Below are 12142 nucleotides of genomic sequence, written 5' to 3'. Positions count from 1 at the left end.
ATGAGTATGCAAGATACCGTTGCCGACATGTTAACCCGTGTTCGTAACGCACAAATGGCTAAGAAACAAACTGTTTCTATGCCTTCTTCTAAGTTGAAAGTTGCGATTGCAAACGTTCTTCAACAAGAAGGTTATATTTCAGATGTAGCAGTTGCTCAAGAAGAGACAAAAGCTACTCTGACAATTACTTTAAAATATTTCGAAGGCAAACCAGTTATCGAAACCGTTAAGCGCGTAAGCCGTCCAGGTCTTCGCCAATACCGCGGTAAAGATAAAATTCCTAGCGTTAAGCAAGGTTTGGGTATTGCAATTGTTTCTACAAGCAAAGGCATCATGACTGATCGCGCTGCACGTGCTGCGGGCATCGGTGGTGAAGTTATTGCTTTTGTTTCTTAATAGGTGATTCCTCATGTCTCGTGTGGCTAAAGCCCCAGTAACTGTACCTAATGGTGTAGCAGTTACTCAGAACGGCCGGCAGGTCGAAGTGAAAGGCAGCAAAGGTACATTGTCTTTCAACCTGCATGCGCTGGTCGAGCTAAAACAGGAAGAAGGTAAACTTCAACTTGCTCCGGCTAAAGAGTCGAAAGACGCTTGGATGCAAGCTGGTACTGCTCGCGCTGTATTGAACAACCTTGTAAAAGGTGTTAGCGAAGGCTTCGAACGTAAGTTACAGCTTGTTGGTGTTGGTTATAAAGCTGCGGTTAAAGGTACTGTTGTAAACCTTAACCTTGGTTACTCACACCCAATTGACTACGCTTTACCTGAAGGTGTAACAGCGGAAACTCCAACTGCTACTGAAATCATTTTGAAATCAGCAAACAAGCAGTTGTTAGGTCAAGTGGCAGCGGAAATCCGTGCATACCGTTCTCCTGAACCATATAAAGGTAAAGGTGTTCGTTATTCGGATGAAGTTATTCTTCGTAAAGAAGCTAAGAAGAAATAAGGCGCGAGGTTCTTATGAACGAAAAGAAACAAACCCGTTTGCGTCGTGCGAAAAGCACACGCTTGCACATTCGTGCATTGGGTGCGACTCGTTTGTGTGTAAACCGCACTCCGCGTCACATCTATGCGCAAGTTATTTCAGCAGATGGTGGCAAAGTTTTAGCGCAAGCTTCAACTTTAGATGCATCTTTGCGTAGTGGTACTACTGGTAACGTAGATGCAGCTACGAAAGTTGGTGCTTTGATCGCAGAACGTGCTAAAGCAGCTGGTGTTACTAAAGTTGCATTTGACCGTTCTGGTTTTAAATATCATGGTCGTATCAAAGCCTTGGCTGATGCTGCTCGTGAAGGCGGCTTGGAGTTCTAATCATGGCGAAAGTTGAACAAAACGAAGGTCTCGTTGAAAAGCTGGTTGCCGTTGATCGTGTAGCCAAGGTTGTTAAAGGTGGTCGTATCTTCTCTTTCACAGCATTAACTGTTGTGGGCGACGGTAACGGTCGTGTAGGTTTTGGTCGTGGTAAAGCACGTGAAGTTCCAGCTGCTATTTCTAAAGCACTTGAAGCTGCTCGTCGTAACATGATCACTGTAGACCTTGCGGGTACTACTTTACAACACCCTGTGAATGCTCGTCATGGCGCAAGCCGTGTATACATGCAACCTGCTTCAGAAGGTACTGGCGTAATTGCTGGTGGCGCTATGCGTGCTGTTCTTGAAGCTGCAGGTGTACATAACGTACTTGCTAAATGTTATGGTTCTACAAATGCTGCTAACGTAGTAAACGCAACTTTCAAAGGTTTGCGTGATATGACTTCTCCTGAGAAAGTCGCTGCGAAACGTGGTCTTTCAGTAGAACAAATTCAAGGGTAATCAATCATGAAAACGATTAAAGTTACCCAGACTAAATCTTCATCGCATCGTTTAAAAAATCATAAACTTTGCCTTCAAGGTTTAGGTCTGCGTCGTATTGGTCATACTGTAGAAGTGCAAGATACGCCTTCTAACCGTGGTATGATCAACAAAGTTTACTATATGGTTAGTGTAGAGGAATAAGCCATGACTCTGCGTTTAAATGAACTTTCACCTGCAGAAGGTGCAAAACGTGAAAACCGTCGTCTAGGCCGTGGTATCGGTTCTGGTGTTGGTAAGACTGGTGGCCGTGGTGTCAAAGGTCAAAACTCACGTAAAAGTGGTGGTACTCGTCCGGGCTTTGAAGGCGGTCAAACTGCGTTATATCGTCGTTTGCCTAAATTCGGTTTCACTAGCCAAATCGCTTTGAAAACTGCTGAAGTACGTTTGTCTGAGTTGAATAAAGTTGAAGGTGATGTTGTTAGCCTTGAAACTTTAAAAGCTGCGAATGTTGTTCGTCGTGACCAAATTCGTGCTCGCATCGTTCTTTCTGGTGAAATCACTCGCGCATTCACTGTTAAAGGTGTTGTGTTGACTAAAGGCGCTAAAGCTGCTGTTGAAGCTGCTGGCGGTAAAGTCGAGGAGTAATCTCGAGTGTCTATGACTCCTAGTTCTTCAGGTCATGTCAACATGATGAAAGGCCAACCGTTTCATGTGAAATACCGTGAAATTATTCGTCGATTAATGTTCTTGATTGGCGCGTTATTGGTCTTTCGACTAGGAGCGCATATTCCGTTGCCGGGGATTGATAATGTCGCGCTAGCACATTTTTTTAAAGCTAATGAAGGTACCTTCTTAGGTTTATTTAATATGTTCTCTGGCGGTGCATTAGAACGCATGTCGATTCTGGCGTTAGGGATCATGCCATACATTTCTGCATCGATTATCGTGCAGTTAATGTCTACGGTGGTTCCTTCGCTGGAAGCTTTGAAAAAAGAAGGCGAGCAAGGCAAACGTAAGATCAATCAATATACGCGTTATGGCACCTTATTTCTTGCACTCGTGCAAGGTGTAGGGATGTGTGCTGGCTTGATTAGTCAAGGTATTACCTTAACGTCAGGCTTGGCATTCTATGTTCCAGCAGTAACTTCGTTAGTTGCAGGAACAATGTTCTTGATGTGGTTGGGCGAGCAAATTACCGAACGTGGTGTTGGTAATGGTATCTCAATGATCATTTTCGCAGGTATTGTGGCAGGTTTGCCAAATCTTGTGATTCAGTCGTTTACGTCTGTTCAGAATGGTCAGGGTAGTTTAATTGGTTTGGTTGTATTTGGCTTACTCTCATTAGCCGTATTAGCAGCGATCGTGTTTATTGAAAAAGCACAACGTCGTATTCCAGTGAACTACGCACAAAAACAACAAGGTCGTCGTGTATTTACTGCACAGCAAACACATTTGCCGTTAAAAATTAACATGGCAGGTGTAATTCCAGCGATTTTTGCAAGCTCATTGTTATTATTTCCAGCGAGCTTGGGACAATGGTTAGGAAGTGCTGATCCAAATGCAGGGATTGTAAAACGTAGCCTACAAGATCTGGCATTGGTGTTATCGCCTGGACAGCCGTTGTATTTAATGCTCTTCGGCGCGTTGATCATTTTCTTCTGTTATTTCTATACGGCGCTAGTATTTAGCCCTAAAGAGGTTTCAGAGAATTTAAAACGTAGCGGGGCATACGTGCCTGGTATCCGCCCAGGTGAGCAAACGGCTCGTTATTTAGATCATATTCTTAACCGTTTGACCTTCATCGGTGCAATCTACATCACTGTAGTGTGTTTAATGCCTATGGTGCTACAAAGCTCGTTCGGTATTCCATTCCATTTGGGTGGGACATCGTTACTGATTGTAGTGGTAGTAGTAATGGACTTTATGGCGCAACTCCAAGCGCACCTTACTTCGCATCAGTATGATAATCAAACGTTAATGAGAAAAACGACTGCTCATCCTAAGGGATAAGCGCACTTAGAAGGTTTCATCATGAAAGTACAAGCTTCTGTAAAGAAAATTTGTGGTAGCTGTAAAGTTATCCGTCGTAATGGGGTAATTCGCGTAATTTGTAGCGCAGAACCTCGTCATAAGCAGCGTCAAGGTTAATTTAATTAAGACCTGTTGATTTCAGTAGGCTAATTAGGTTATTATCCGCCCCTCAAGATTTTTGTGGGGCGGTTGATTATCTTGACTGCCTTTTTGGAGAAAATTGAATGGCTCGTATTGCCGGTGTAAACATTCCGGATAACAAGCATGCTGTTATCTCTCTCACGTATATTTTTGGTGTAGGTCGCCACACTGCTAAGAATATCTTAGCTGCTGTAGGTATCACTGAAACTACGAAAATTCGTGAATTAGATGATGCTCAGCTTGATGCGATTCGTGCAGAAGTTGCTAAGGTTCCGACCGAAGGTGATTTACGTCGCGAAATTTCCATGAACATTAAACGTTTAATGGATTTAGGCTGCTACCGCGGTCTTCGTCATCGTCGCAGCTTGCCTGTTCGCGGACAACGCACCAAAACTAACGCACGTACCCGTAAAGGTCCGCGCAAACCGATTAAGAAATAAGATTTCTGGAAGCTAAAAGATGGCTAAAGATACTCGCGCACGCAAGAAGGTCACTCGTACCGTCTCTGAAGGTGTCGCACACATTCACGCTTCTTTTAATAACACCATTGTTACGATTACCGATCGTCAAGGTAATGCATTGGCTTGGGCTACCTCAGGTGGACAAGGCTTCCGTGGATCACGTAAATCAACACCGTTTGCTGCTCAGGTAGCTGCTGAAGTTGCTGGTAAAGCTGCTTTAGATTACGGTTTGAAAAACTTGGACGTCCTTGTAAAAGGTCCTGGTCCTGGTCGTGAATCTGCGGTTCGTGCATTAGGTGCAGTGGGTTATAAAATTAACAGCATTACCGATGTGACTCCAATTCCGCACAACGGTTGCCGTCCACCTAAAAAACGTCGCGTGTAAGGAGAAACATTCATGGCTCGTTATATTGGTCCAAAATGCAAACTCTCTCGCCGCGAAGGGACAGACCTGCAATTAAAATCTGGCGTTAAACCATTTGACGTTAAGACTAAAAAACATGCTAAAGCTCCTGGCCAACATGGCGGAGCTCGTGGTAGCAAACAATCTGAGTACTCACTACAATTACGTGAAAAACAAAAAGTACGTCGTATGTACGGTGTGTTAGAGCGTCAATTTAGTAACTACTATAAAGAAGCTGCTCGTGTTAAAGGCGCAACAGGTGAAAACTTGTTGAAGTTGCTTGAAAGCCGTCTTGATAACGTTGTTTATCGCATGGGTTTTGGTTCTACACGTGCAGAAGCTCGTCAGTTAGTATCTCACCGTAGCATCACTTTGAACGGTCGTCGTGTTAACATTGCATCTATCCAAGTTAAAGCTGGTGATGTAATTGCAGTACATGAAGGCGCTAAACAACAATTACGTATCAAAAGCGCAATTGAATTAGCTGCTCAACGTGGTATCCCTGCTTGGATGGAAGTTGACCATTCTAAGTTAGAAGGTACGTTTAAAGCTGCGCCAGATCGTTCTGATTTACCTGCTGAAATCAACGAAAGCTTGATTGTAGAATTGTATTCTAAATAATCCTTGAGGTAGCAATAAATGACGCGTACTGCAAACGAGTTTCTAACTCCGCAAGCGATCAAGGTCGAAGCGGTGAGCGGGACCTCGGCAAAAGTGATTCTGGAACCTTTAGAGCGTGGCTTTGGTCATACTCTAGGTAATGCTTTACGTCGCATTCTATTGTCTTCTTTACCTGGCGCAGCTGTGGTTGAAGTGGAAATAGAAGGCGTCGAGCACGAGTACAGTACTTTAGAAGGCTTGCAGCAGGACATCGTCGAGCTCTTGCTGAACCTAAAAGGATTGTCTATTAAGCTGTTCGATCAAAATGAAGCATATTTAACATTAGAGAAACAAGGGGCAGGTGACGTAACTGCAGCTGACCTTCGTTTACCTCATAATGTTGAAGTGGTTAACCCTGATCATTTAATCGGTACTTTGAGTTCTTCTGGTTCATTAAAAATGCGCCTTAAAGTTGCTCAAGGTCGTGGTTATGAAACATCTGACTCACGTTTCCCTGAAGGTGAAACACGTCCAGTAGGTCGTTTACAGTTAGATGCTTCTTATAGCCCAATCAAGCGTGTTTCATACACAGTAGAAAATGCTCGTGTTGAACAACGTACCGATCTTGATAAGTTAGTGATCGATCTTGAGACTAACGGAACTGTTGATCCAGAAGAAGCAATCCGCAAAGCGGCAACAATCTTGCAACAACAAATTGCAATTTTTGTTGATCTTCAGAAAGATCAAACTCCTGTTGCTCAAGAACCTCGCGAAGAAGTTGACCCAATTTTGCTTCGTCCAGTAGATGATCTCGAGCTAACTGTTCGTTCTGCTAACTGTTTGAAGGCAGAAAATATTTACTACATTGGTGATCTTGTTCAACGTACTGAAGTTGAGTTGTTAAAAACTCCTAACTTAGGTAAAAAATCGTTAACAGAGATCAAAGATGTTTTGGCATCGAAAGGTTTACAACTCGGCATGCGTTTAGAGAACTGGCCACCAGCTAGTCTCCGTATGGATGACCGTTTTGCCTATCGTAGCCGTTAATTAAGTAGGACTATCACCATGCGTCATCGTAATAGTGGTGTGAAATTAGGCCGTACAAGCAGCCACCGTAAGGCGTTGTTCCAAAACTTAACAAATGCTTTAGTTGAGCACGAGTTAATTAAAACAACTTTGCCTAAAGCGAAAGAACTTCGCCGCGTTGCTGAGCCTTTAATCACTTTGGCAAAAAACGATACAGTAGCAAACCGTCGTTTAGCGTTTGCTCGTACTCGTTCTGCAGCAACTGTTGGTAAATTATTTACCGTTCTTGGCCCTCGTTACAAAGAACGTAACGGCGGTTATCTTCGTGTTCTTAAAGCGGGCTTCCGTGCAGGTGATGCTGCACCGATGGCTTACGTTGAACTCGTTGACCGTGAAGTAAAATAATACTTCTACGTGTAGAACAGTCAGTTGTTCCAAAAAAGGCCGGTGTAATAACCGGCCTTTTTTATTGTTTATTTTTAATCATTTTGGGAAAGGGAAGATTTTAAATAATATTTTGCTTCTCAATACTGCTTTGAGTATTTGACCAATATGCTAAATTAAGCCGAGATACTATAAAAAATTTAAACAGATACATATGTTAGATATTGAGATTAAAATTTTAGATGTAGATGAGCTGAATGATTTCAGAGAGATTCGGCTTTCAGCTTTAGCGAAGGCTCCAGAAATGTTTGGTTCTACTTATGATGCAGAAATCGTAAAGCCGTTAAGCTTTTTTCAAAGTTGCTTATCAAGTTCAACAATCTTCGGGGTTTATTATAAAGATAAAATTATAGGTCTGGCGACGTTAACACGAGAGCAAGGTATAAAGCTGTCGCATAAGGCTATTTTATCTAGCGTATTTATTGAGCCGGAATTTCAAAGACAAGGTCTTGCAAGTGCATTGCTTCGTACTGTTATTGCCTATGCTAAAGCGCATGTCGAACAAATTTTGCTAACAGTTGCTGATGGCAATCAGTCAGCAATTAGGCTTTATGAAAAATTTGGCTTTCAGCTATATGGAACGGAGCAAAAGGCTTTGAAAAATAATGCTGAATATACAAATGAACTTTTAATGAAGCTTTTTCTACTCTAGGCCCATTTGCAAACTTTTAAAGACTGTATTATTTGAAATTGCTTAAACGCCATTTTTCAGAGTCATTCATTTTAAATTCTTCTATAAAAAGACGTATTAGGCTGATTCTAATAAGTTCTCTTCTCCTATCCTGCCACTTCCTAATTGTTATGCTGTGTTGAGATCGGACAAAATCAATGTGTCATCACTTTAAAATTTCCCCAATCCTCTTACTCGACTCACCATGCTTGTCCAAGAAATCCAAGCAAAAATCTCAACATTTTTGACAGCGAATTTTTATCAAAATGTCCCGAACTGATATAAAAAAACCGATGAATGACTAAACTTGACATTGTGTATTGTCAAATTTGTGCTTTAATAAAGACATGGTTTATACAGGGTATAAAAAAAATGGAAAAGCAAGTTGACGTATTAATTATTGGTGCAGGGATCTCAGGAATCGGATTGGCTGTACATCTCTCTAAGCATTGCCCACAACGCAAATTTGAAATTTTAGAGCGTCGTGACAGTTTTGGCGGGACTTGGGATTTATTCCGTTATCCTGGTATCCGTTCTGATTCGGATATGTCGACCTTTGGTTTTAACTTCAAACCATGGGCAAAAGATAAAGTATTGGCAAGTGGCTCTGAAATTAAAAGCTATTTGAGTGATGTCATTAGCGAAAATCAATTGAAAGAAAAAATCCATTTTGGTCATCGTGTGCTTTCTGCAAATTATGATTCAACAAAGAAAAAATGGTCTGTTGAGGTAGAAGACAGCAATAAGAAAAAGCAAATCTGGTCAGCAAACTTCGTGATGGGTTGTACGGGTTACTATAACTATGATCAAGGTTATGCACCGAAATTCCCGAAACAGGAAGATTTCAAAGGTCAGTTCATTCATCCACAACACTGGCCTGAGAATCTGGATTACACGGGTAAGAAAGTCGTGATCATCGGCAGTGGTGCAACTGCGATTACCTTGGTGCCTTCAATGGTGAAAGGTGGGGCAGGTCATGTGACGATGTTACAGCGTTCACCAACTTATATTGCAACAGTCCCTTCAATTGACTTTATTTACGAGAAAACCCGTAAATTCATGTCTGAAGAAACTGCTTATAAATTTACGCGTGCACGTAACATTGGTATGCAACGTGGTATTTATGCTTTAGCTCAAAAATATCCAAAAACAGTGCGTCGCTTATTGCTGAAAGGGATTGAATTGCAGTTGAAAGGTAAAGTCGACATGAAGCACTTTACTCCAAGCTATAACCCTTGGGATCAACGTTTATGTGTTGTACCAGATGGCGATTTGTTTAAAGCATTACGTCAGGGGCAAGCGAGCGTAGAAACGGATCAAATTGAGAAATTCACGGCGAATGGTATTCAACTGAAATCTGGTAAGCATCTTGAAGCGGATATTGTCATTTCTGCAACAGGTCTGGAAATTCAGATTCTGGGTGGTGTGAAAGGTTCAATTGATGGTAAACCGATGAATACATCACAGCACATGTTATATCAAGGTGTGATGGTCAGCGATGTACCTAATATGGCAATGATCATTGGTTATATCAACGCGTCTTGGACATTAAAAGTTGATATTGCAGCTGAATACATTTGCCGCTTGCTTAATCATATGGACAAGAATGGTTTTGACGAAGTCATTGCGCATGCAGATCCATCGCAACTTGAACATGACACGATTATGGGCAAAATGTCTTCTGGTTATATTGCTCGTGCAGCAGATGTGATGCCTAAACAAGGCAAGCAAGCCCCTTGGAAAATTACCAATAACTATTTGGCAGATCGTAAAGAATTGAAAGATGCTAAATTTAATGATGGTGTTCTACAGTTCCACAAACGTGATGAACATGCAGATCGTAAACCTAAACTGGTATCGTAATTTAAATACCCAATAATTGAACAACCCTATGTCAATGCATAGGGTTTTTTATTTGAAAGAGGCTTTGAATTCTAAAAATATCACGTATATTGGGCAGATTAGAAAATTAAGATTAGGGATAGTGTGATGAAAAAACTCATCATTTTGGGGCTTATATTATCAAGTGGTTTGGCTTTTGCCGATGATACAAAACAGAAGGAAGCCATTGCACAAAAACTGGTATCGGTTGATGGTACCGAGCAAGGTTTGCAAAACACCGATAAAATGATTTTAGAACAAATTCGGATGCGTTTGCCGAAAGATTTACCAGAAAGCTTCTATGCCGATTTAAGTAAAAACTTGAATAGTGAACAGCGTAAGCAGTTTATTGTGCAGCGTTATGTTGAAAGCTTTAATCAAAAAGAACTGCAAGCAGCTTTAAATTTTTATCAATCTGCTGAAGGTAAAGTCTGGGCGAAGAAGGCCAGTGATGTCGGCAGTGAGGTTGCACATTTCACCACACAAAATGCGCGTAATGCACTCAATACGACGATGCAACAATATAGTGAAAATCCTAAGGTGAAGCAGTTAATGGAACGGATGAATCCGCAACCTGCTCAAACAGTGAATGAGAAAGTAGCACCGAAATAAATAAAAAAGGGATCATGCATCTAGCGTGATCCCTTTGGTTTTATAGATTTATTAGAGGGTACGTGAAATCAACTCTTTCATGATTTCATTGGTACCTGCATAAATACGGTTGGCACGGTTGTCGATATAAGCACGTGCAATTGGATATTCCAACATGTAGCCATAACCACCATGCAATTGTAAGCATTCGTCGACAACTTTCGAGAACATATCCGAAATTTTGTATTTAGCAGCTGCGGCAGCATCAACACCCAAGCTTTCTTCGAGTTGTAGTTCCATACAGCGATCTAAATAAGTACGGCAGAAATCAATTTCAGTCCGTAGCTCAGCCAGTTTAAAACGGGTGTTCTGGAAGGTACCAATTGGCTTACCAAACGCTTTACGGTCTTTGGTGTATTGCACGGTATGTGCAAAAGCAGCTTCAGCACCAGCCTGACAAATAATAGCAACCAGCATACGTTCCCATGCTAATTCTTTCATCAGCATCATAAAGCCCATGCCTTCCATACCGAGCAGGTTGTCTTTCGGAACGCGAACATTATCAAAGAACAATTCGCAAGTATCCTGACCTTTCATCCCGATTTTATTTAAAGGTTTTCCTTTACTGAAGCCTGCACGATCTGCTTCCACAATAATTAAAGAAAGATTGGCTGATCCTTTTTCATTATTACCAGTTTTACAGACCACAATGGCCATGTCGCATAGGTAGCCATTGGTAATAAAGATTTTTGAGCCATTAATGACATATTCATCGCCATCCAGTACCGCTGTGGTACGCACAGCTTGAAGGTCTGAGCCTGTCCCTGGTTCGGTCATGGCAATCGCGGTAACCGTTTCACCCGTTGCCATTTTTGGAAGCCAGTGCTGCTTTTGTTCTTCATTACCAAAGTTGTTGATATAGTTGGCAACGATATCTGAATGTAATGAAAAACCAGTGCTGGAATCCATCGCATAGGCTTGTTCTTCGATCAGAATCATACTGTAGAGTCGGTCAACACCCGAACCCCCATATTGCTCTGGCATGGTGGTACATAGCAGGCCAAGTTCGCCTGCCTTATTCCATAAATCGCGGTCAACATGTTGTTGTTTTTCATATTTTTCAATATTTGGAACAACTTCTTTTTCATAGAATTTACGTACAGTTTCACGAAATGCTTCATGATCAGAAGTAAAAAGTTTACGCGCGAGCATGTTTGGAACTGGACGAATTGCACCTGATTGCATTTGTTATATTTTCCCTAGTTTGTTGAATGTAAATCATCTTCCTCACCATACAAGAAAGGGAAAATAGTGAACAATGTGATCAATGCTCAATTTGATTGATGTATTTGGTCACTTGAGAAAAAACGCTGCGAAGTTAAACGGGGATCGGGTACACTATGAGAGAAAATTGTTGCATAGTGGAACAGATAATGTCTGATGAAATGACACTGGAAGAACGTAAGGTCGTGTATCGTGCACGTCGTGGTTTAAAAGAAATCGATGTATATTTTGACCCGTATGTTAAAAGCTACTATCTCACCGCGGATCCTGCTGAAAAGGCCTTGTTTGCAGAGCTGGTTGATCAGGAAGATCCAGATTTACTGGACTGGTTCATGGAAGTTGGGGAACCTCCACGTACTGAACTGAAAGAATTTATTCTAAAATTAAAACATTATGTTCACGGCTAATCGTGTTTTTGAGTTGCAATACAGTCGTTTTTCGATTGCATTGCAACTGTTTATTCTACTTTTGATTGTCAGCCTCACTTATTCTCTACTTTCTTTAGCTTTATGGTTAAGCAGTTGCTTCTTATTGGTGTTGAGCTGGTTTCTATTTCTTAAACAACCCCGATTAAAACGTTTTGAATATCTGGATCAGCAGGAATGGTCATTTGAGTTTTATGATTCATCTCTCCCCATCCAGTGTCGCAAAATCGAAAAAATAATCGATCATCAAGCCTATATCGTGCTTTATTTTTCTGATCCAGAACATAAAAATTTCATTATTTGGTGGGATCAGTTATCACTTTTACAGTGGAAAAACTTAAAATTACACGCAAAACTTGCATAATTGTTTGACAATTCTACTTCTGTATATTATA

The 12142-nt window shown here is 41.3% G+C and carries 19 protein-coding genes; 18 read left to right on the top strand and 1 reads right to left on the bottom strand.

Going from position 1 to position 12142, the window contains the following annotated elements; translation table 11 throughout:
• From rpsH to A9Z07_RS09485, 16 genes are all read left to right on the top strand, one after another.
• Positions 1 to 396 (top strand): 30S ribosomal protein S8, encoded by a 396-nt coding sequence (gene rpsH, locus A9Z07_RS09560; RefSeq protein ID WP_004775883.1) that lies wholly within the window; start codon positions 1 to 3, stop codon positions 394 to 396.
• Between the two features lie 13 nt (positions 397 to 409).
• Positions 410 to 943, top strand: coding sequence for a 50S ribosomal protein L6 (gene rplF, locus A9Z07_RS09555; RefSeq protein WP_004775882.1), 534 nt, complete (start codon positions 410 to 412; stop codon positions 941 to 943).
• A gap of 14 nt (positions 944 to 957) precedes the next feature.
• Positions 958 to 1308 carry a 50S ribosomal protein L18 gene (gene rplR / locus A9Z07_RS09550; RefSeq protein WP_004775881.1) on the top strand — a complete coding sequence of 117 codons (351 nt, stop codon included), beginning with the start codon at positions 958 to 960 and terminating at the stop codon, positions 1306 to 1308.
• A 2-nt stretch (positions 1309 to 1310) separates the two neighbouring features.
• Complete coding sequence (gene rpsE / locus A9Z07_RS09545) at positions 1311 to 1808, top strand: 30S ribosomal protein S5 (RefSeq protein WP_004657688.1); 498 nt, start codon at positions 1311 to 1313, stop codon at positions 1806 to 1808.
• 6 nt (positions 1809 to 1814) lie between these two features.
• Positions 1815 to 1991, top strand: coding sequence for a 50S ribosomal protein L30 (rpmD, locus tag A9Z07_RS09540; protein WP_000849088.1), 177 nt, complete (start codon positions 1815 to 1817; stop codon positions 1989 to 1991).
• Between the two features lie 3 nt (positions 1992 to 1994).
• Positions 1995 to 2435 carry a 50S ribosomal protein L15 gene (rplO, locus tag A9Z07_RS09535; RefSeq protein ID WP_004775880.1) on the top strand — a complete coding sequence of 147 codons (441 nt, stop codon included), beginning with the start codon at positions 1995 to 1997 and terminating at the stop codon, positions 2433 to 2435.
• A 45-nt stretch (positions 2436 to 2480) separates the two neighbouring features.
• The gene (gene secY / locus A9Z07_RS09530; RefSeq protein ID WP_171067087.1) at positions 2481 to 3800 is read left to right on the top strand and encodes a preprotein translocase subunit SecY; all 1320 of its coding nucleotides are present in this window, start codon (positions 2481 to 2483) and stop codon (positions 3798 to 3800) included.
• A 21-nt stretch (positions 3801 to 3821) separates the two neighbouring features.
• Positions 3822 to 3938, top strand: a complete 117-nt coding sequence (gene rpmJ / locus A9Z07_RS09525) for a 50S ribosomal protein L36 (protein ID WP_000867907.1) — start codon at positions 3822 to 3824, stop codon at positions 3936 to 3938.
• A gap of 107 nt (positions 3939 to 4045) precedes the next feature.
• A complete protein-coding gene (gene rpsM / locus A9Z07_RS09520; RefSeq protein ID WP_004657696.1) occupies positions 4046 to 4402 on the top strand; it encodes a 30S ribosomal protein S13 in 357 nt (118 codons plus the stop codon).
• 19 nt (positions 4403 to 4421) lie between these two features.
• Positions 4422 to 4808 carry a 30S ribosomal protein S11 gene (rpsK, locus tag A9Z07_RS09515; protein WP_004281491.1) on the top strand — a complete coding sequence of 129 codons (387 nt, stop codon included), beginning with the start codon at positions 4422 to 4424 and terminating at the stop codon, positions 4806 to 4808.
• Positions 4809 to 4820: 12 nt separating this feature from the next.
• Entirely contained in the window at positions 4821 to 5447 is a 627-nt protein-coding gene (rpsD, locus tag A9Z07_RS09510) for a 30S ribosomal protein S4 (RefSeq protein ID WP_004775874.1), read from the top strand.
• 18 nt (positions 5448 to 5465) lie between these two features.
• Positions 5466 to 6473: a DNA-directed RNA polymerase subunit alpha gene (locus tag A9Z07_RS09505; RefSeq protein ID WP_004660372.1), complete on the top strand. Its 1008-nt coding sequence runs from the start codon at positions 5466 to 5468 to the stop codon at positions 6471 to 6473.
• Positions 6474 to 6491: 18 nt separating this feature from the next.
• On the top strand, positions 6492 to 6857 hold the full coding sequence (gene rplQ / locus A9Z07_RS09500) for a 50S ribosomal protein L17 (RefSeq protein ID WP_004641032.1): 366 nt from the start codon (positions 6492 to 6494) through the stop codon (positions 6855 to 6857).
• Positions 6858 to 7050: 193 nt separating this feature from the next.
• Positions 7051 to 7548 carry a GNAT family N-acetyltransferase gene (locus tag A9Z07_RS09495; protein ID WP_069578171.1) on the top strand — a complete coding sequence of 166 codons (498 nt, stop codon included), beginning with the start codon at positions 7051 to 7053 and terminating at the stop codon, positions 7546 to 7548.
• A gap of 390 nt (positions 7549 to 7938) precedes the next feature.
• The gene (locus A9Z07_RS09490) at positions 7939 to 9429 is read left to right on the top strand and encodes a flavin-containing monooxygenase (RefSeq protein ID WP_005259816.1); all 1491 of its coding nucleotides are present in this window, start codon (positions 7939 to 7941) and stop codon (positions 9427 to 9429) included.
• A 126-nt stretch (positions 9430 to 9555) separates the two neighbouring features.
• Positions 9556 to 10059 (top strand): DUF2059 domain-containing protein, encoded by a 504-nt coding sequence (locus A9Z07_RS09485; RefSeq protein WP_069578168.1) that lies wholly within the window; start codon positions 9556 to 9558, stop codon positions 10057 to 10059.
• Positions 10060 to 10110: 51 nt separating this feature from the next.
• Here the strand turns inward: A9Z07_RS09485 and A9Z07_RS09480 are convergent, their stop codons facing one another.
• Positions 10111 to 11283 (bottom strand): acyl-CoA dehydrogenase family protein, encoded by a 1173-nt coding sequence (locus tag A9Z07_RS09480; RefSeq protein WP_069578163.1) that lies wholly within the window; start codon positions 11281 to 11283, stop codon positions 10111 to 10113.
• Positions 11284 to 11471: 188 nt separating this feature from the next.
• Between A9Z07_RS09480 and A9Z07_RS09475 the strand changes: the two genes are divergently transcribed.
• Positions 11472 to 11729 (top strand): succinate dehydrogenase assembly factor 2, encoded by a 258-nt coding sequence (locus A9Z07_RS09475; protein ID WP_004775865.1) that lies wholly within the window; start codon positions 11472 to 11474, stop codon positions 11727 to 11729.
• Entirely contained in the window at positions 11716 to 12111 is a 396-nt protein-coding gene (locus A9Z07_RS09470; protein ID WP_069578157.1) for a hypothetical protein, read from the top strand. Before A9Z07_RS09475 ends, A9Z07_RS09470 begins: the two co-directional genes overlap by 14 nt.
• The last annotated feature ends 31 nt before the right edge of the window (positions 12112 to 12142 follow it).

The organism is Acinetobacter sp. YK3, assembly GCF_001729365.1.
Taxonomy (GTDB): domain Bacteria; phylum Pseudomonadota; class Gammaproteobacteria; order Pseudomonadales; family Moraxellaceae; genus Acinetobacter; species Acinetobacter vivianii.
Note: the sequence above shows the minus strand (reverse complement) of the source record. Positions and strands in the feature narration are given on the sequence as shown.